Genomic DNA, 19,423 nt, shown 5'->3' with positions numbered 1-19,423 from the left:
GGCACGATCAGGAGCGGAGGGAAGGCCTCATGAAATTGGTATCGTTCGAGATGGCTGGCGGCACGGGATTCGGCGCCGTCGGGATGAAGCACACCCCGACGCTTTTCATGAAGCCCGGCGATGTGGCGGAGGTCGAGATCTCCGGCATCGGCATCCTCCGCAATCCCGTCGCCGGGGAGGACTAGCGATGGCGATCATAGCCCTCGGCTACATGGTGATCGGCTCCGATCGGCTGGACGCTTGGGACGGCTTCGCTACCGGCCTGCTAGGCATGCAACGTGTGGACCGCGGCGGAGGCCTGCGGGCCTTTCGCATGGATGACCGACAGCAGCGCCTGATCGTGTCGGACAGCGCCGGGCCTGCAACCATTGGCTGGGAGGTCCCGGACGCCACCGGTCTCGACGATTTGGCCGCCCGCCTGGAGGCCGCTGGAACGCGCGTTGCCCGCGCTCCCCGCGGGATCGCGGAGGAACGCCAGGTCGCCGATCTCATCAGCTTCCGGGATCCGCAGGGAACGATGCTGGAGGCCTTCCACGGTGCCGTCACGGCGGACAGGCCTTTCATTCCCGGCCGCCCCATCACCGGGTTCCGCACCGGGCCGCTCGGCATGGGACATGCGGTGCTGCACGTGGCCGATGCCGATGCGCTGGTTCCCTTCTATCGGGACCTGCTCGGCTTCGGCGTGACGGATTGGTCCCGCACGCCTTACCCCCTCTACTTCTTCCACGTGAACGGACGGCACCATTCCTTCGCGATGGTGGGCTCCGGCCGCACCGGGCTGCACCATTTCATGGTGGAACTGGGAAGCCTTGATGATGTCGGCCAAGGCCATGACATCGCGCGGATGGAGGAAGGCCGGCTGGCCTATGGCCTCGGCCGTCACACCAACGACCACATGACCTCCTTCTACGCCAACACGCCTTCGGGCTTCTTCGTCGAGGTCGGCTGGGGCGCACGCACCATCGACCCCGCGACCTGGACGCCGCATGAGACGCGTGACGGTCCGAGCCTCTGGGGACATGAACGCTTCCACATGCCGGAGGAGGCGCGCGCCCGGATGCGCGCCTTGGCCATGGACGCCGCGGCCCGCGGTATCCGTGCACCCGATCCCAATCCGGGGCCTTGGCCCAGCAGCGGCTGCGCCTGGGCCGACGCCGTCATCACCTGCGAATAGACCGTCCGATCCCGGAGAACCGGGACGCCCCAGGGAAGAAGCATCGCATGATCGCACGACGGATTTTCGCCGCCGCGTTCTGCCTGGCCGCGTTCGGCCAGGCGAGGGCGCAGGAGGCCTATCCCTCCCGCCCCATCCAGGTGATCAACCCCTATCCTGCCGGCGGTTCCACGGACCTGATGGCGCGCGCGATGGCCACGGGCCTGCAGCAGCGGCTCGGTCAGCCCGTGGTCGTGGTGAACCGTGACGGCGCGGCCGGGGCAGTCGGCACCGCCGCCGTCGCCCGCTCAGCGCCGGACGGCTATACTCTGGCCTTCGTGCCGGCCCTGGTACTCTCCGTGCTGCCGGTGACGCAGCCGAATTCCGGCGTGCAGTCCAACTCCCTCCGCCCGGTCTGCCAGATGTTCGCCAATGCCCAGGCTCTGGCCGTGCGCCGGGATTCCCCTCTCCGATCCTTGGCGGACCTCGTCGCCGCGGCCAGGGCCGCGCCCGGCAGCATCACCTACGGATCGCTTGGCATCGCCTCCATCCCGCATCTCGCGATCCTGCAATGGGCGCGGGCTGCCGGGGTGGACATGACCCATGTGCCCTATCGCGGCGATGTCGCGGTCATGACGGACGTCCTCGGCGGTCGCCTGGATCTGGCGACGATCGTCCTCGGTTCGGCGTCGGGCCGTACCGACATGCGGTTGCTGGCGGTTTTCGACACGGCCCGCAATCCAGCCTTTCCGGAGGTTCCGACCGCCATGGAGCAGGGCTTCGACGTCGCCCCCACCAGTTTCGGCGGGCTGATGGCGCCTGCCGCGACGCCGCCAGAGCGCCTGGCGGTGCTGGAAGAAGCCTGTGCCGTCGTCGCGGTGGATGAGGTGTATCGGGCCGCCGCCCGCCGCGCCCTGCAGCCGGAGGCCTACTACACCGGCGCCGACGCCTTCGCACGGCGCCTGGCCCGGGACGTCGCCGAGAAGTCGGAACTGCTGCGCGGAATCGACCTCAGCCCGTGAGATCTTGGCGTCCGCTCACCTCATGCGTCAGCGCATGCTCACCGCCAACCAAGGTGCTCGAAGAACCCCGCGATCTCGGCCGCCGCGCGGTCCGGATCCTCGCGGTGCGGGAAATGGCCGACGCCGGGGAAGGGTGCGAGATCCAAGTTGGAGAAGGTCTCCCCGAGCCGATCGGTCCAGGCATAGGGGAAGAGCGGATCATGCTCCGCCCAGCGCACGCAGGTCGGCGCCGCGATCGGCGGCAGGGCAGGCGCCTCGCCCTTCATCATGGCGATCCGCCCGGCATGCGCGGCGCGGTAATAGGCGAAGCCGCCGGCGAGGTTACCGGGCTTCAGGAAGTTGTCGACGAAGGCGTCCAGCACATCGTCGAAGGCATCCTTCCGATGCGCCCAGTGGCGGAGGAAATGCGCGAAGTAGGCCGAGGCGCTCTCCCGCGTGGCGCCGACCAGGGCCGGGGCCATCTGCATCTGGTGGAAGGACTGGTACCAGATCTCGTTGAGGCGATCGGGATGCGCCATGCGCGGGCCGATGCCGGGGTGGACGAAGTCGAAGAAGAACAGTCCGGCGACGCGATCGGGCGCGCGGCGGGCAAGCGGCTGCATGATGGCGCCGCCGACATCATGGCCGACGATGCCGGCGCGCTCGATGCCGAGCGCACCGAGGAGCGCCAGCAGGTCTGCCGCGTGCTCGGCCGCGCCGAAGGGACCGGCCGGCTTGTCGCTGTCACCGAAGCCGCGCAGGTCCGGCACGATGAGCTGGAAGCGGTCCGCGAGCCGCGTCATCACCGGCTCCCAGGTCAGCCAGAATTCGGGCCAGCCATGCAGCAGCAAGAGAGGCTTGCCGCGGCCTGTGCGGGCGACATGGAACCGGGCGCCGTTCGCCCGCAATTCGAGATGCTCCATCCTCGGATCCTCGGGCGGGGAGGGATGGCACAGGACAGCGCATCGGCAGCGCCCCGCTCAGCCGGCCCGATGCAAGGCCAGTGTCCGGGCAGGGGCTGAGCTTGGCAATGTCGGCGAAGGGCCGCCGCCGTCAGGCGTAGGCGCGTTCCACCAGCGGTCCCGGCGGCGGGGCCAGCGCGATCTCGCGAATGATCTTGCGGCGCACCGCGGTCTCGAAGGCCTCGAAGCCCTCAGCCACCATCAGGAAGGAGCCGGGGCCGCCGATCACCTCGTCGCGGTAGTATTCGTCGAGCGGCGGCAGGCCGGCGAGCGCGGCGTTGGGTGAGGGGTCGCGATCGAGCACCGCCAGCCCGTTCAGCACGATGCCACGATCGAGCGCCGTTTGCCGCGTCTCCGCCAGTGACCGGCCGGAGTTGTTCACGCCGTCGCCCGAGATGTCGACGACTTGGCGGGTGCCCTCGTAGCGCTGCCCGAACAGGCGGGAGGCATAGTCGATGGCGCCGGAGATTGAGGTGTAGAGGAAGGTCTCGCGGGGCGCCGCATCGACGGCGGCGGCGAAGCCCGCCGCGCTCGCAGGCCCATCGATGCGGGTCCAGGGCACCAGCAGGTTCTGGATATCCCAATCCGACCAGGTGAAAAGGCAGACGGCGATGGAACCGACCGGCCCGCCGGCGATGCCCTGGGCGAGGCGCGGATCGCGGAAGGCGGCGGCGTAGCCGGCGAACTGCAGCGCCTGTTCCTGGGCATCGACGGAGCGGCTAACATCGACGGCCAGCACCAACTCCACATCGACCGGCTCCAGGGCGGCGGCGCGGTGTGTCTTCAGCAGCGCGGGGGCGGCGAGGGCGGCGCCCAAAAGATTTCGGCGCGATAGGGACGGAGCCAAGCTCCGGGACAACAGGCGACGCATCGTGCCCCTCCTTTCAGGGCTTGTGCGCGGCTTTCCTCGGTCTGCCTCCTGTCCTTAAGGAAATTCCTGAGGGATGGTGGTCTTGGAATCCTTTGTATGCATATGTGTCTTCGCGTTGCAACAACAAGCTTATAGCGTGGATATTTCTGATTAACTAATTCAACCAGTAATAGAAAAGAGGCGCCACGCTTTCGTGCGGCGCCCCTTTGCTGTCAGAAGCTGAACGGATCGCGCGCGCCAATGGCCGTGAAGGGCCCTGCCGGCCCAAGCTCGCCATAGGTGAGATCGATGGAATGCGCGTCGCCGCCGCTGCGGGCGGTCGGCAGCGGTACGATCTTGCCGAGCCAGCGGCCGATCCGGCCGGTTTCGTTGATCGGATCGTTCCGGACCTGCAGAGAGACGATGGCGGGTTTGGTGCGCAGATAGGCCGATTCGACCCCCGCGACGGCGGTCACCGAGGGCGGATTGAAGCAGACCGCCGGCACGCCGAAGCGGGAGGCCACGATCTGGCAGATGCCGCCGCCGAGCGAATGGCCGGTGACATAGAGGCGGTCGCTCCGCCCCATGGCGCCGCGCGCCGCGGTGATCAGCTCGCCGGCGGCATGGCATTGCCGCTCCAGCAACACCGCGCCGGCGGTGGAGAGCACGCTACCGAGCGGGCCGAGCAGGATGCCCGCGATGACGCCGCCGGTGCTGCCGCCGAAGCCGGCATCGGCCACCACGTCGGCACCCATGCCGTCGGTCGGCTGGGTGCCGGCGATGCCGACCACCCATTCGAGCCCGCCCTCAGCCGGCCGGCGGTAGATGGCACCCTGGAAGCCGGACAGCCGGCGGTCCATCGGCGTGTAGCGCGCGAAGCCGCCGGCGGCCGCGGTGACCGCGGGGGCATAAGTGATCTTCGCGATGCCGCAGAATTCGCGGAAGGTGATGGGGACAGGCATGACTCGCTCCCGTTCTGATGCAGGAACGATATATATTGCTGCTTCGCAATGTCACGCACGCGGCGGTTGCACTTTGATGACGTCAGAAGCCGCTGCCGGGCTGGCTCAGATAGAGCACCTCCGCCGCCGTATCCTCGCGCCCCAGAACCTTGTTCCGGTGCGGAAAGCGTCCGAAGCGCCCTATCACCGCGCGATGGCGCCAAGCGTAATCGATGGTACCGCCCGGTGCCCGGTGCGCCGGATCGTCGCGCAGCCCCTCGAACAGCGCGACGGAAATGTCCTGGTCGGCCATCGCCTCCGAATGCTCGAAGGGCAAGTAGAGGAAGCAGCGCTCGGTCAGCGTCAGAGCCTGGTCGAGTTGCCGTTCCAACACCGCCCGCCGCGCCACGGCGCGGGCATGGGCATCGCTCGCGAAGGCGAGGGGCGAGCCGCGGTGCAGGTTGCGCGGGAACTGGTCGAGCAGGATCGTGAGCGCCAGCGCGCCGCGCGCATCCTCCGCCCAGGCGTCGAAGGCGCCATTCCCGGCAGCTTGCAGATGCGTGCCGAACCCCAAGCGGATGGCGTCGTCGAAGGCGTCGTCGCGGCGGAACCAGCGCTCCTGCATGGTCTCGCGATCGCCGGCGAACCAGAAATCGAGGACAGCGGCCGGCGTCACAGCGCCATGTCCAGCACGCGCACGGCATGCAGCGCCTGGCGCGACGCGAGGTCGCCGATCTGGTGCCGGCAGGAGGTGCCGTCGGCCACGATCAGGTCACGCGGCTCCGCCTTCCGCACCGCCGGCAGCAGCGCGAGCTCCGCCATGGCCTTGGAGGCCACAAGGTTCTCCGCCTCGTAGCCGAAGCTGCCGGCCATGCCGCAGCAGGAGGAGGTGATCGGCTTTACCGTCAGGCCCGGGATGCGCTGCAGCAGCGCGATCGCCGCCGGGAAGGCGCCGAAGCTTTTTTGATGGCAATGGCCATGCACATGCGCCACCGCCTCCAGCCGCTTCAGCGGCAATGCGGCCTTGGTGCGCGCGAGGAATTCCGACAGCAGCTCGGCCCGCGCCGCCAAGGCGGCGCTCGCCTCGCCGGGCAGCAAGGCGGTGAATTCGTCGCGCAGCGTCATCAGGCAGGAAGGCTCGATGCCGATCACCGGCGTCGCGGGGAAGGGAGCAAGGGCCGCGATGGTGCGCGCCGCCTCGGCGCGGGCTTCCTCGACCATGCCGGCGGCCAGCAGCGTGCGGCCATCATCCAGCGGCCGCGTGCCGCGCGGCGGGCGTGCCACCGCCACGCGGTAGCCTGCCGCGGCCAGCACACGCGCGGCGGCGCGGAGATTCTCCGGTTCGAAATAGCGGTTGAAGAGGTCGGGCAGCAGGATGACCTCGCCCTCAGCACCGCTCGGCGCCGGCAGCTCCGCATCATGGAAGGCGCCCCAGGCGAAGCGCGGCAGCGCGCGTTCCCTGGCGAAGCCGAGCAGCCGCTCCGCCGCCCAGCGCGCGCCCGGGATCCATTCCCGTGCATTGGCGAGCGGCGGTACCATCGCGGCATAAGGCGCCCAGCGGGGCATCATCGCGATCAGCCGGTCCTTCAGCGGCGTGCCATGCACTTTCCTTCGTGCATGCAGTGCCTCGATCTTGAAGCGCGCCATGTCGACACCGGTCGGGCATTCGCGCCGGCAACCCTTGCAGGAGACGCAGAGCTTCAGCGCGGCATGCACCGCATCCCCCGCCAGCCCATCCTCCCCGAGCTGGCCGGTGAGCGCGAGGCGCAGCGTATTGGCGCGGCCGCGCGTCACATGCTGCTCATCGCGCGTGGCACGGAAGGAGGGGCACATGGTGCCGGCATCGAATTTCCGGCAGGTACCGTTGTTGTTGCACATCTCGACCGCCCCCAGCAGCCCGGCGGGGTGCTCCGACCAATCGAGCGCCGGCGTCACCCTGGGATCGGCGGCGTAGCCCGGGCCGTAGCGGAAGAGGGTGCGGTCATCCATGCGCGGCGGCCGCACCACGCGGCCAGGGTTCAGCAGGCCCGCGGGATCGAAGGCGTCCTTCACATCCTCGAAGGCGCGCACGATGCGGCTGCCGAACATCGGCTCATGGAACTCGGAACGGACGATGCCGTCGCCATGCTCGCCGGAATGGCTGCCCTTGTATTCGCGCACCAACGCGAAGCATTCCTCGGCGATGACGCGCATCTTCGACACGTCCTCGCCGGACTTCATGTTCAGGACCGGCCGCACATGCAGACAGCCGACGCTGGCATGCGCGTACCAGGTGCCCTTGGTGCCGTGCCTGGCGAAGACCTCGTTCAGCCGCTCCGTGTAGTCGGCGAGGTCGGCGAGGTCGACGGCGGTGTCCTCGATGAAGGAGACCGGCTTCCCGTCGCCCTTCATGCTCATCATGATGTTGAGGCCGGCCTCCCGCACCTCGGCGATCGCCGCCTGGAAGCCGGCCTCGGTCGCGCGCACCACCTGGCCGGGATAGCCGAGATCGCCCATCATCTCCTCGAGCCGGCCGAGCTCGCGCAGCAGCGCGGCGTCGTCATCGCCGTGGAATTCGACGATCAGCAGGCTGTCCGGCTCGCCGATCACGATGCGGTCGATGGTCGCGCGGAAGATCGGGATGGAGCGGCCGAGGTCGATCATCGTGCGATCGACCAGCTCCACCGCTTCCGGGTTCAGGGTGACCAGGTGCTGCGCCGCGGCCATGGCCGCGCGGAAGGTCGGGAACTGGCAGATGCCGAGCACCTTGCGCGGCTTGATCGGCCAGAGCTTCAGGTCGAGCGCGGCCGAGAAGGCGAGCGTCCCCTCGCTGCCGACCAGCAGCCGCGCCATGTTGTCCCGCCCCGCCGCGCGCGCCTCCGGCGTCAGCGCGTCGAGGTTGTAGCCGCCGACGCGGCGGAGCTGCTTCGGGAAGCGGGCTGCGATCTCCGCCGCCTCCCGCGCGCCGAGCGCGCGCAGCCGCTGGATCAACTCTACGGCCGGGGCAGGAACGCCGTCGCCGAGATTGTCCGGCAGCGCGCCGAAGGCGAAGCGCGAGCCGTCCGCCAGCAGCGCGTCGATCGCCAGCACATTGTCCGCCATCAGCCCGTAGCGGATGGATTTCGAGCCGCAGGAGTTGTTTCCCGCCATGCCGCCGATCGTGCAGCGCATCCAGGTGGAGGGATCGACCGGGAAGAACAGCCCCTGCGCCTTCAGCGCGTCGTTCAGCGCGCCGAGCGCGATGCCCGGCTGCACCCGCGCCATGCGCTGCTCCGAGTCCACGGAGATCACGTTGCGCAGGTATTTGCTGCAATCGATCACCAGCGCGCGGTTCACCGTCTGCCCGCATTGGGACGTGCCGCCGCCGCGCGGCAGCACCGGCACGCCATCCTCACGGCAGATCGCCATCGCGGCCTCGACATCGGCGATGGTCTTCGGCACCAGCACACCGACCGGCTCGACCTGGTAGATGCTGGCATCGGTCGCGTAGCGGCCCCGGTCGCCGGCGGCGAACAGCACCTCGCCCTCGGTCTCGCGCCGGAGGCGCGCGGCGAGGCGGCTGTCGCCGATCTGGGTCTTCTCCGGGGTGATCACGTTCATGCTGCGGGCGTCCTTCCGGGCGCACACTAGCCAGGGCGGCACGCGCTGTCCGATCTATAATGCTCATCAATCCGAACAGCCGAACTCATTGGCGGATGACATGGGAAGCGCCTAGAGAAGGCGCCGAAAGCGGAGGGATCCATGGCCTATTTCGAGAGCAAGCGCGTCGCCGGGCGCCATTTCCTGCAGATCCCCGGGCCCTCCACCGTGCCCGACCGCATCCTGCGTGCCATCGACAACCCGACCATGGATCACCGCGGCCCCGATTTCGGGCTGCTCGGCAAGCAGGTGCTGGCCAAGATCCAGACCATTTTCAAGACCGCGCAGCCGGTGGTGATCTTCCCGGCCTCTGGCACCGGCGCCTGGGAAGCGGCGCTCTGCAACACGCTCTCGCCCGGCGACCGCGTGCTGATGTGCGAGACCGGCTGGTTCGCGCATCTCTGGCAGGAGATGGCGGGCCGTCTCGGCATCGTCACCGATCTCGTGAAGACCGACTGGCGCCGCGGCGCCGATGTCGAGCAGATCGCCGAGCGGCTGGCGGCCGACCGCGCGCATGCGATCAAGGCGGTGGCGGTCGTCCACAACGAGACCTCGACCGGCGCGACCTCGCGCATCGCCGAAGTGCGCCGCGCGATCGACGACGCGAAGCACCCGGCGCTGCTGCTGGTCGACACCATCAGTGGCTTGGCCTCGGTCGACTACCGGCATGACGAATGGGGCGTCGATGTCACCGTCTCCGGCTCGCAGAAGGGGCTGATGCTGCCGCCGGGCCTCTCCTTCAACGCGGTCAGCCAGAAGGCGCTGAAGGCAAGCGAGGGCGCGAAGCTGCCGCGCAGCTTCTGGGACTGGAAGCCGATGATCGCCGCCAACGCGACCGGCTACTTCCCCTATACGCCCGCGACCAACCTGCTCTACGGCCTCGACACCGCCTGCGACATGCTGCTGGAGGAGGGGCTCGACAACGTCTTTGCCCGCCATGAGCGCCATGCCGAGGCGACGCGCCGCGCAGTCAGGCATTGGGGGATGGAGGTGCAGTGCCAGGACCCGCGCCACTACTCCCCGGTGCTGACCTGCGTGCGGCTGCCGGAAGGCCATTCGGCCAATGCGCTGCGCGCCACCATCCTGGAGCGCTTCAACATGAGCCTCGGCAACGGGCTCGGCCAGCTCAACGACCGTGCCTTCCGCATCGGGCACCTCGGCGATTTCGGCGACCTGCAGCTCATGGGCACGCTCTCGGGCGTCGAGATGGGGCTGCGCGCGGCGGGGGTTCCGCACAGTCCGGGTGGCGCGCAGGCGGCGCTCGATTATCTCAGCGGCAACGCCTGAGCCTTCAGCCGGGGGCGGGCAGGCGGCGCAGCAGGAAGCCAATCAGCCCCCAGCGCCGCGTGACATAGGCGTGGCGCGCGCGGCGCCGGATCGCTGCATGGATCTGGGCAGCCGCCTTGGCAGGTGTTGCCACCCAGAAGGGCCGGTCGGCCTGCATCATCGCGGTGTCCACGAAGCCTGGGGCGATCTCGGTCACCGCGATCGGCAGGCCGCGCCGCTTCGCGAGGTCGCGCAGCCCGTCGAGATAGGTCGAGACGAAGGCCTTGCTGGCGGCATAGGCCGGCGCCCCGCCGCTGCCCCGCAGCTTGGCGACGGAGGAGATGCCGACCAGGTGCCCGCTGCCGCGGGCCAGGAAATGCGTCATGGCGACCTGCGCGACCGCGGCGAAGCCGAGCGCGTTCACCGCGATCGTCTCCCGCTCGGGCGCCCAGTCCAGCGCCGGGTTCAGATGGCCGGTCCCGGCGCTCAGCACGACGAGCCCAGCACCGCCCAGCCTGTCGATCAGCGCGGACAGCGCCAGACGCGCGGCCGCCGCGTCGTCGAGGTCGATCGGGGCGGCGACCGCGTTCATCTCCGCGGCGAGCGCATTCAGCCGGTCCAGGCGCCGTGCCATGAGCCCGAGCCTCCAGCCCTCGGCGGCTAGGCGTCGTGCCAGCGCCTCGCCGATGCCGGAGGAGGCGCCGATGATGATGGCGGTGCGCGGGACGATGTCGATCACGGGCGGGCTTTAGGGCAGATCCCATGCAACTGGAAACACTGGATGGGCGGAGGCTTGCCGGGTTCGCAGGCGATACCGCCTGGGGATACGTCGCCCCGGGGATGGCGCTTCGGCACGGAGCGCGCCATCGTCCCCGGGCGGTTTGTTCCGGGTGGTTTGTTTTTCACGCTACCGTTAACGGGCTGCGCTAGACTGCAACCTGGCCGCCAGGGTCGAGGCTGCGACGATGACCGTCGATGCCAAGGAACCGCGCGCCGCGCTTTACCGTATTCGGGCAGGAACGGATGGATTCGCGTGTCGCCAATAGGCGCCCTTCAGGGCGCCGCGACGGACCGGGTAGCGCCGCGCCCAAAGGGGAGCGTGGGTGACAGCGCGCGTCCTGGTCGTCGATGACGTCGCAGCCAATCGCCGCCTGCTGGAGTTGCGGCTGCGCGCCGAGTTCTTCGAGGTCGCCACCGCCGCCTCGGGCGAGGAGGCGCTGGTCCTGGCGCTGAGCTGGGTCCCCGATGTCGTCCTGCTGGACGTCATGATGCCGGTCATGGATGGGTTCGAGACCTGTCGGCGCCTGAAGGCCCATCCCGTCACCCTCGACATTCCCGTCGTCATGGTCACTGCCCTCGTGGACACCGAGGAGCGGGTGCGCGGGCTGGAGGCCGGGGCGGACGATTTCCTCTCGAAGCCCGTCAGCGAGGCGATGCTGCTGTCGCGCCTGCGGGCCCTGCTGCGGGTCAAGCAGGTGACCGATGCCTGGCGCCTCCGTCAGACGACGGCCCTGGAGCTCGGGCTGGATCCGCCGGCACTGCCTGCTCTCGAGCTGCATGGCACCCGCGCCTTGCTGCTCCGGTCGGAGCCGGAGGAGGCGCGGTTGCTGGCCGGCTTCCTGGAGCCGGACGGGCTGTCGCTGTTTCCCTGCGAATCCGAGGAGGAGGGGCGGCGCCTCCTCATGGGCGGCGGCTTCGACCTCGTGTTGCTCTCGCTCGGCAGCCCCGAGACGGAAGGGCTGCGCCTGGCGTCCAGCCTGCGCGCTCGGGCGGAGACGCGGGACATGCCGGTGCTGCTGATCGCCGACCCGGCCCAGCATGAGCAGGTGCTGCGCGGCTTCGACCTCGGCGCCAGTGACCACGTGTTGCGCCCCGTGGACCCCAACGAGTTGCGTGCGCGGGTGCGCAACCAGATCCGCCGCCGCCGTTTCCAGGAGCGGCTGCGCCTGGACCTCGACCGCTCGCTCGAGCTGGCGGTGACGGATCCGCTGACCGGCCTTCGGAACCGTCGTTTCGTGCGGCGCCACCTGGAGGGCCAGCTCAAGAGTCCGGCCGGGGTGGCCGCGCTGCTGATCGACGTGGATCACTTCAAGTCGATCAACGACCAATTCGGCCATGCCGCCGGCGACATCGTCCTGGGGGAGATCGCGGCGCGGATGCAGGACCAGATCCGCGCCTCCGACATCATCGCGCGCTATGGCGGGGAGGAATTCCTGCTGGTCCTGCCCTCCAGCTCGGTGGAGGAAGTGATGGGCGTCGCTGCCCGGCTGCGCCGTGCCGTCTCCGACATGCCGATCCGCATCGGCGACCAGCGGCTGACCGTGACCGTGAGCATTGGTGCGGCGCTGGCGCTTCCGGCCAAGACCACTGACATGGTGATTGGGGCCGCGGATTCGGCGCTCTACCGGGCCAAACGCAACGGGCGGGACCGCGTGGAACTAGCCTCGGAGTCCGACTGGCCCGCCGCATCCTGATCCCACCGGCCAAGCCGGTCGGGGGCTCGCCCCGCCCCCGCGGCCGCAGGCCGCCGCCCGATCCTGCGGGGCGAGCGCAGCGATGCCCCGGGGCCGCGAAGGCGGCCCCCCGCGCGCGACCATCAGTCGCGTCCCGTACTTACCTGGGCGCGCGAAAGCCAAAGCGCGCGGATGCGCGCGCCGGCGTTTGAGGTCAGAAAATTACTTAATCTTGGCTTCGCGGAAGACGACGTGCTTGCGGGCCACGGGGTCGTACTTCCGCTTTTCCATCTTGCCCGTGATGTTCCGGGTGTTCTTCTTCGTGACGTAGAAATAGCCCGTGTCAGCGCTGCTGACGAGCTTGATCAGAATGGTGTTTGCCTTGGCCATGACCCAACTCCGGTACCCGGGGCCGGATCGGCCGGCGCGGGCGAAATCTGTGAGAGGGCGGGATACCTACAGGGAATGCGCCGAAAATCAAGGGCGAAGCGCCGTGCGGTAGGCATCGGGGCTCTCGATCAGCGCCCGCGCGACCGCAAGGTCCGCCTCACGCCCCTCCGCCGCGGGGCAGGGCGCGCGCAGGCGCAGGGCCTCGGCCTCGCTCACCGGGGCGCGCGCGGCGCGGAGCCGGGCCAGCGGCACGGCCATCGGCGTCTCCTCCGCCGCCAGCGCGGCGAGGCTCGTCGCCACCGCCTCCGACCCAAGGCTGGTGCAGAGGTTGGGCAGGACGCCGAGGGTCTGGATCGGCCAGCCATCCGGCGCCAGCAGCCGCGCCCAGGAAATCAGCAATTCCCCCCGGTTCGGCATCGGTACCAAGAGCTGCACCAGCCCTTTGCCGGTGGTCGCGCTGCCGACCAGCGCGGCGCGGCCGCGGTCGGAGAGGGCGGCCGCCACCACTTCGGCCGAGGAGGCGGTGCGCCCGTCGATCAGCACCACCACCGGCCGGCCATGCGCCAGGTCCTGGCCGGAGGCGAGCAGCGTGCGCGCGGCGTCGGGGTGGCGGCCGTCGGTGCGCAGGATCTCGCCCGACTGCAGGAAGACATCGGCGACCGCCGCCGCCTGCGGCAGCAGCCCGCCGCGGTTGCCGCGCAGATCCAGCACGTAGCCGCGGAGCGGCCCGCCCGTGGCCGCATCGGTGATGGCGCGCACCAGTTGCGAGGCGGTGCCCTGGTAGAAGCCCGAGAGCCGCAGCCAGAGAATACCGTCCCGCCGCTCGGCGGTGACCGTCTCGGGCGGTACTGGGGCGCGCAGCAGGCTGACCCGGATCCGCCGCCCGCCACGCAAGAGCAGCAGCGTGACCGCGCGCCCGGACGGTCCCTCCAGCCGCGCCGCGGCGTCCGGCAGGTCGTCGGCGGAGACCGCGACGCCATCGATCTCCAGCAGCCGGTCGCCGGGCCTGAGCCGTGCCGCCGCCGCCGGTCCTTCGGGCGTCACCGTGGCCAGCACGACGCTGCGCCGGGGGCCGACCGCCAGCCGCAAGCCGAGGCCGCTCTGGCCGATCCGCCGCTCCCGTGCGGCATCCGCCTCCTCCGCTGTTACGTAGCGGCTATAGGGATCGAGCTGATTGAACAGCTCTTCGAAGCCCGCCTGCAGCAGGCGCTCGACCCCGGCATTGCGGATCGCGGGCGACGCATCCCAGGCAGCGGCGAAGAGCCGCGAGAGCACCCGTGCCAGGCCTGGCGCCGCCGAGCGATGGGCGGGCGCATTCGGCGCGCTGCGCGGGGGTCGGGGCGGCATCGGCTCGCTATGGACTGCGCGCTCCCCGGCCATGACGCTGACCCGCCCGTCGCGGAGTTCGGTCGTCAGCGAGGAATCGAGTGCCGTGAGGCCGCGCAGCGTCCACAGCACCAGATCGGGCGGCGTGATCTCCGTGAGGTGGCGCTCCAGCACCGCGGCAAAGCCATCGGTGAGGACCTGCTCCGCTTCGATGCGCGGAAAGCGCGGCGCCGCGTCCTGTGCCCAGGCCGGCAGCGCCAGCAGCAGGATCAGCGCGAGGGCCCGCGCGACCGCGCCGGCGGCACGCCCTGCATGATGTGGAAGACCATGCCTCCAGTGCGCGGCACCGCCTCGACCAGCCGCACCTCGACCGCTTGGCCGAGCGTGAAGGTCAAACCCGTCTTGCGACCGGCCAGCGCCTGCTTGGCCTCGTCGTGCTGCCATCGGTCGTCCGGAAGGGAGGCGAGTGGGACGATTCCGCTCGCACCGTTCTCATCCAGGGTGACGAAGAGGCCGAAACGAGTCACGCCGGAAATCCGCGCATCGAACATGCAGCCGACGCGGTGCGACATATAGGCCGCAAGATAGCGTTCCACCGCCTCGCGTTCCGCCGCGGCGGCGCGGCGCTCGGTGGCGGTGATGTGCTCGCCGGTCTCGGCCGCGCGCGCCGCTTCCGATTCGGTCAGCCCATCATCGCCGAGCTTCTTCCCGCGGATCAGTGCGCGATGCACCAGCAGGTCGGCGTAGCGGCGGATCGGGCTGGTGAAATGGGCATAGCGCGGCAGGGCGAGGCCGAAATGCCCGATATTATCGGGCGCATAGGCGGCCTGGGCCTGGGCGCGCAGCACCGTCTCATGCACGAGCCGCTCCTCGGGACGGCCCTTCACCAGCTCCAGCAGGTGCTGGAAGTCGCGGGGGCGCAGCCGGTCGGAGGCGGGCAGCGAGAGCCCGAAACTGTCGAGGAACAGGCGCAGCCCTTCGAGCTTCTGGTCGGAGGGGCGGTCATGCACCCGGTACATGCAGGGCTGGCCACGTGCCTCCAGCTCCTCGGCGGCGCAGACATTGGCGGCGACCATGAACTCCTCGATCAGCCGGTGCGAATCGAGTCGCGCGCGCGGCGTCACGGCGGTTACATTCCCGGCTTCGTCGAGGGTGACGCGCCGCTCCGGCAGGTCGAGCTCCAGCGTGCCGCGCGCCTCCCGCGCCATGAGCAGCGCCCGGAACGCGCCGTAGAGGGTCGCGACATGGCCGGGCGCCAGGCCTTCGGGGTCGGTGCCCGCGTCCCGGTGCGCCTGGGCCTGCTCATAGGTGAGGCGCGCGGCGGAGCGCATCACGCCGCGGCCGAATCGGTGCCCGGTCTTCCGGCCGGCGGCATCGAACTGCATCTCGGCGAAGAGGCAGCCGCGATCCTCGCCGGGGCGCAGGCTGCACCAGCCATTGGACAGCGCCTCCGGCAGCATCGGCACCACCCGGTCGGGGAAGTAGACGGAGTTGCCGCGCTTCCAGGCCTCGCGGTCGAGCGCGTCGTCGGGGCGGACGTAGTGCGCGACATCGGCGATGGCGACCAGCACGCGCCAGCCTTCACCGGCGCGTTCCGCCCAGACGGCATCGTCGAAGTCGCGGGCGTCCTCGCCGTCGATGGTGACGAGCGGCACCGGGCGCAGATCCTCGCGGCTGCCGATCGCCACCGCCTCGGCCTGCGCGGCGAGGGCCAGCGCTTCGGCTGGGAAGACGTCCGGGATGCCATGGGCATGGATGCAGATCAGCGAGACGGAGCGCGGTTCCCCCATCACCCCGAGCCGTTCCACCACCCGCGCCGGGCGCGGACCGAGCACGCCGCCGGGCAGCGGCTCGGCCAGCACGATCTCGCCGGGCTCGGCGCCGTTCGCATCGCCCGGCGGGACCACCCAGTCGGCGCGGTGGCGGCGGTCGGTCGGCTCGATGCGGCCATCCTGGTAGACACCAAGGATGCGGGCAGGGCCTGCGGCCGCGATGCGCTTGAAGGTGCGGCCCTCGTATTTCCCGGCGCCGATCGGCTTCAACCGAGCCAGCACCCGCTCGCCTGGCGCCAGCGCCGGCTGCCCGCGCTGCTCCGGGCGCATGTAGATGATGGGCGCGCGGCCCTCGCCCACCCAGACGAGCGGCTTGGCGATCGGGTCGCCATCGGGGTCGGTGCCGGTGACCTCGACCACCGCCATGTCAGGCAGGCGGCCGGGCGCGATCAGGCTGCGGCCGCCGGCCGGGGCGGCGGCACCTGCGGCCTTCAGCTCGGCTAGCAGGGCCCGCAGCTCGGGGCGCTGGTCGCTGGTCAGGCCGAAATGACGGCTGATCTCGCTCTTGCCGACCTTGCCGCCGGCCTCGGCGATGAAGGCGCGCAGCGCCGCCTGCGAGGGCATGACGCCGGGCGCCGTGGCGGCCGGCTTCGGGACAGGCGGGCGCTTCTTCGCCTTGTGGCCCTTGGGCGGTGGGCCGAAGCGCGGCACTCAGAGCCCCTTCGAGAATGGCAACGGGGCGCCCTGGCGGGTCTTTTCCGCCCCTGCCGCGCCGATCTCCTCGCCGATGCAACCAGCATCGGCTGCGTCGACCGACACGACATGAGCGAAAAATCCCCAGCCAGCCCGCCGCCGCGCCATTCTAGAAAGGGCTCTCAACGCTTCGCCTTGGCCTTCGCGGCAGGCTTCTTCGCCGCGGGCTTCTTTGCCACGCTGGCCTTGCTCGCGGCCGCCTTCGGCCCTGCGGCCTTGGCCGGCTTCGCAGCCGCGGGCTTGCGTGCCGGCGCCTTGGCGGCCGGCTTGCGCGCCGGCGCCGTGGCGGCCGGCTTGCGGGCCGCCGCCTTTTTGGCCGGCGCTTTCTTGGCCACCGTCTTGGCCGGGGTGGCCGGCGCCGCCGCGGCGGGCCTGGCCTTCCCGTTCCGCCCCTTGGCGCCGCGCGGGGCCAGCACCTTGCCCTTCTCGGCCAGCAGCGTCACGGCTTCCGCGAGCGTGATCGCCTCCATCTCCACCCCGCGCGGCAGGTTGGCGATGGTCTTGCCGTGCTGGGCATAGGGGCCGAAGCGCCCCTTCTTGATCGCGACCGGCTGCCCATCCTTCGGATGGGCACCGAGCTCCCGCACTCGCGACCGCGCGTCGGCCAGCAGTGCCACGGCCCGGTTGATGCCGATGGTCAGCACATCGTCATCGCGGTCGAGCGACTTGAAGATGCTGCCGCAGCGGACATAGGGGCCGAAGCGCCCGAGCCCGGCCGTGATCTCCTCGCCGGTCTCCGGGTCGATGCCGATCGGGCGCGGCAACGACAGCAGGCCGAGCGCCCGCTCCAGGGTCAGGCTTTCCGGGTTCATGCCGTTGGGCAGGCTGGTGCGCGGCGGCTTGGTCGGCTTGCCCTTGGCATCGACACCCGGCTCGCCGAGCTGGACATAGAGGCCGTAGGGACCGCGGCGCAGCGTCACCGGCAAGCCGGTCGCCGGATCGGTGCCGAGCTCCTGCTCGCCGCCGCCCTTCTCCTGATCCTCGCCGCCGACGCCGAAGGGCCGCGTGTAGCGGCATTCGGGGTAGTTGGAGCAGCCGATGAAGGCGCCGCCCTTGCCGAGCCTGAGCCCGAGCCGTCCGGAGCCGCATTTCGGGCAGAGGCGCGGGTCGCTGCCGTCGCCGCGATCGGGGAAGACATGCGGGCCGAGATCCTCGTCCAGCGCATCGATGACATCGCGGATCATGAGATCCTTGGTCGCCTCGACCGCCTTGGAGAATTCCTCCCAAAAGGCGCGCATCACTGCGCGCCACTCGATATGGCCTTCGGAGATCTCGTCGAGCTGCTCCTCCATGGCGGAGGTGAAGCCGGTGTTCACGTAGCGCTCGAAGAAGCGGACCAGGAAGGTGGTCACCATCCGGCCGAGATCCTGGGCGATGAAGCGCCGCTTCTCGAGCGTGACGTATTTCAGGTCCTGCAGACGCTGCAGGATGGAAGCGTAGGTGGAGGGCCGGCCGATGCCGAGCTCCTCCAGCCGCTTGACCAGCGTCGCTTCCGAATAGCGCGGCGGCGGCTGGGTGAAGTGCTGGCTCGGCGTGACCTCACCGCGCTTCAGCGGATCCTTGTCCCGCATCGGCGGCAGGATGCGGCTGTCCTCGTCCTCAGCGCTCCCGGTCGCGATGCCGGCGCGGGCATCGGCGGCGCGATCGTCTTCGTCCTCGCGGTACAGCTTCAGGAAGCCGTCGAAGGCCACGACCGAACCCGTTGCGCGCAGCCGGGCGCGGCCGGCGGCGTCATCGATGTCGATGGCGGTCTGGTCCAGCTCGGCATTCGCCATCTGGGAGGCAACAGCACGTTTCCAGACCAGCTCGTAGAGGCGCGCCTGCGCCCCTTCCAGCTCGCCCACCAGGCTTTCCGGCGTGCGGGTCACGTCCGTCGGGCGGATCGCCTCATGCGCTTCCTGGGCGTTCTTGGCCTTGGAGACGTATTCCCGCGGCGCGGCCGGCAGGTAGTCGCCGCCGAAGGCGGATTTCACATGGTCGCGGATGGCGGCGACCGCTTCCCGCGCCATGGTCACGCCGTCGGTCCGCATATAGGTGATGTGCCCGGCCTCGTAGAGCTGCTGGGCGGCGCGCATCGCCGCCTGGGCACCCATGCCGAGCTTGCGGCTGGCCTCCATCTGCAAGGTCGAGGTCATGAAGGGCGGCGGCGGGTTGCGGCGGACCCGCTTCTTCTCGACCGAGGCGACCGAGAACCGGCCGGCCATGATGGCGGCGACGGCGCGCTGCGCACTGGGCTCGTCCGGCAGGTCGAACTGGTCGAGCTTCTTGCCGTCCAGATGCGTCAGGCGGGCGCTGAATGGCGCGCCGGCCGGGGTCGCGAACCTGGCCTCCACGGTCCAGTATTCGCGCGGCTTGAAGGCCTCGATCTCGGCCTCGCGCTCGCAGATCAGGCGGAGCGCGACCGATTGCACGCGTCCGGCCGAGCGGGACCCCGGCAGCTTCCGCCACAGGACGGGCGAGAGGGTGTAGCCGACCAGGTAGTCGAGCGCGCGGCGCGCCAGATAGGCGTCGATCAGCGGCACGTCGAGCTCGCGCGGATGCGCGACCGCGTATTGCACCGCGCGCTTGGTGATCTCGTTGAAGGTGATGCGCTGGACGTCCTTGCCGCGCAGCGCGCCACGGGCGGCCAGCATGTCCTTCACATGCCAGGAGATGGCCTCGCCCTCGCGATCCGGGTCGGTGGCGAGGAACAGGCGCTTGGCGCCCTTCAGCGCCCCCGCGATCTTGGCGACCTGCTGCTCGCCGCGGGGATCCTTGCCCCAGACCATGGCGAAGTCCTGGTCCGGCAGCACCGCGCCGTCCTTCTCCTCCAGGTCGCGCACATGCCCAAAGCTCGCGAGCACGGTGAAATCGCGCCCGAGATACTTCTCGATGGTCTTGGCTTTGGCCGGGGATTCGACGACGACGACATCCGACATGGCGATGGTCTGCGCACGCT

Annotated in this window: 15 protein-coding genes; 5 read left to right on the top strand and 10 right to left on the bottom strand. The window is 70.1% G+C overall.

Going from position 1 to position 19,423, the window contains the following annotated elements:
• Positions 1-29 precede the first annotated feature (29 nt).
• From GXW71_RS14880 to GXW71_RS14870, 3 genes are read left to right on the top strand one after another with little or no spacing between them, the layout of a single operon-like run.
• Positions 30-185, top strand: coding sequence for a fumarylacetoacetate hydrolase family protein (locus tag GXW71_RS14880; protein ID WP_211853315.1), 156 nt, complete (start codon positions 30-32; stop codon positions 183-185).
• 2 nt (positions 186-187) lie between these two features.
• Positions 188-1,174 carry a VOC family protein gene (locus GXW71_RS14875; protein ID WP_211853314.1) on the top strand — a complete coding sequence of 329 codons (987 nt, stop codon included), beginning with the start codon at positions 188-190 and terminating at the stop codon, positions 1,172-1,174.
• Positions 1,175-1,221: 47 nt separating this feature from the next.
• Positions 1,222-2,175 carry a tripartite tricarboxylate transporter substrate binding protein gene (locus GXW71_RS14870; RefSeq protein WP_211853313.1) on the top strand — a complete coding sequence of 318 codons (954 nt, stop codon included), beginning with the start codon at positions 1,222-1,224 and terminating at the stop codon, positions 2,173-2,175.
• Between the two features lie 38 nt (positions 2,176-2,213).
• On the opposite strand, the gene GXW71_RS14865 is transcribed toward GXW71_RS14870, so the two are convergent.
• The 5 genes from GXW71_RS14865 to GXW71_RS14845 form a co-directional block, all read right to left on the bottom strand.
• A complete protein-coding gene (locus GXW71_RS14865) occupies positions 2,214-3,077 on the bottom strand; it encodes an alpha/beta fold hydrolase (RefSeq protein ID WP_211853312.1) in 864 nt (287 codons plus the stop codon).
• Between the two features lie 130 nt (positions 3,078-3,207).
• Positions 3,208-3,933, bottom strand: coding sequence for a DUF1194 domain-containing protein (locus GXW71_RS14860; RefSeq protein WP_246526581.1), 726 nt, complete (start codon positions 3,931-3,933; stop codon positions 3,208-3,210).
• 266 nt (positions 3,934-4,199) lie between these two features.
• Entirely contained in the window at positions 4,200-4,928 is a 729-nt protein-coding gene (locus GXW71_RS14855; RefSeq protein WP_211853310.1) for a hypothetical protein, read from the bottom strand.
• 82 nt (positions 4,929-5,010) lie between these two features.
• Positions 5,011-5,583, bottom strand: a complete 573-nt coding sequence (locus tag GXW71_RS14850; protein ID WP_367617309.1) for a DUF924 family protein — start codon at positions 5,581-5,583, stop codon at positions 5,011-5,013.
• The gene (locus GXW71_RS14845; RefSeq protein ID WP_211853309.1) at positions 5,580-8,486 is read right to left on the bottom strand and encodes an FAD-binding and (Fe-S)-binding domain-containing protein; all 2,907 of its coding nucleotides are present in this window, start codon (positions 8,484-8,486) and stop codon (positions 5,580-5,582) included. The genes GXW71_RS14850 and GXW71_RS14845 overlap by 4 nt, the downstream gene beginning before the upstream one ends.
• Positions 8,487-8,627: 141 nt before the next feature.
• Between GXW71_RS14845 and GXW71_RS14840 the strand changes: the two genes are divergently transcribed.
• Positions 8,628-9,812 carry a pyridoxal-phosphate-dependent aminotransferase family protein gene (locus tag GXW71_RS14840; RefSeq protein ID WP_211853308.1) on the top strand — a complete coding sequence of 395 codons (1,185 nt, stop codon included), beginning with the start codon at positions 8,628-8,630 and terminating at the stop codon, positions 9,810-9,812.
• A 4-nt stretch (positions 9,813-9,816) separates the two neighbouring features.
• Here the strand turns inward: GXW71_RS14840 and GXW71_RS14835 are convergent, their stop codons facing one another.
• Positions 9,817-10,530 (bottom strand): SDR family NAD(P)-dependent oxidoreductase, encoded by a 714-nt coding sequence (locus tag GXW71_RS14835; protein ID WP_211853307.1) that lies wholly within the window; start codon positions 10,528-10,530, stop codon positions 9,817-9,819.
• 364 nt (positions 10,531-10,894) lie between these two features.
• On the opposite strand from GXW71_RS14835, the gene GXW71_RS14830 reads away from it, so the two are divergent.
• Positions 10,895-12,265 carry a PleD family two-component system response regulator gene (locus GXW71_RS14830; RefSeq protein ID WP_211853306.1) on the top strand — a complete coding sequence of 457 codons (1,371 nt, stop codon included), beginning with the start codon at positions 10,895-10,897 and terminating at the stop codon, positions 12,263-12,265.
• A gap of 201 nt (positions 12,266-12,466) precedes the next feature.
• Here GXW71_RS14830 and rpmG read toward each other — a convergent pair whose 3' ends face one another.
• The 4 genes from rpmG to topA form a co-directional block, all read right to left on the bottom strand.
• Positions 12,467-12,634, bottom strand: coding sequence for a 50S ribosomal protein L33 (gene rpmG, locus GXW71_RS14825; RefSeq protein ID WP_211853305.1), 168 nt, complete (start codon positions 12,632-12,634; stop codon positions 12,467-12,469).
• Between the two features lie 87 nt (positions 12,635-12,721).
• Positions 12,722-14,134 (bottom strand): S41 family peptidase, encoded by a 1,413-nt coding sequence (locus tag GXW71_RS14820; RefSeq protein ID WP_211853304.1) that lies wholly within the window; start codon positions 14,132-14,134, stop codon positions 12,722-12,724.
• Positions 14,135-14,229: 95 nt separating this feature from the next.
• Complete coding sequence (gene rnr / locus GXW71_RS14815; RefSeq protein WP_211853348.1) at positions 14,230-16,356, bottom strand: ribonuclease R; 2,127 nt, start codon at positions 16,354-16,356, stop codon at positions 14,230-14,232.
• Between the two features lie 251 nt (positions 16,357-16,607).
• Positions 16,608-19,403 carry a type I DNA topoisomerase gene (gene topA, locus GXW71_RS14810; RefSeq protein WP_211853303.1) on the bottom strand — a complete coding sequence of 932 codons (2,796 nt, stop codon included), beginning with the start codon at positions 19,401-19,403 and terminating at the stop codon, positions 16,608-16,610.
• Positions 19,404-19,423 lie beyond the last annotated feature (20 nt).

The organism is Plastoroseomonas hellenica (assembly GCF_018129085.1).
GTDB lineage: Bacteria > Pseudomonadota > Alphaproteobacteria > Acetobacterales > Acetobacteraceae > Plastoroseomonas > Plastoroseomonas hellenica.
The sequence above is the reverse complement of the archived record's forward strand: the minus strand, read 5'-3'. Positions and strand labels throughout refer to the sequence as shown.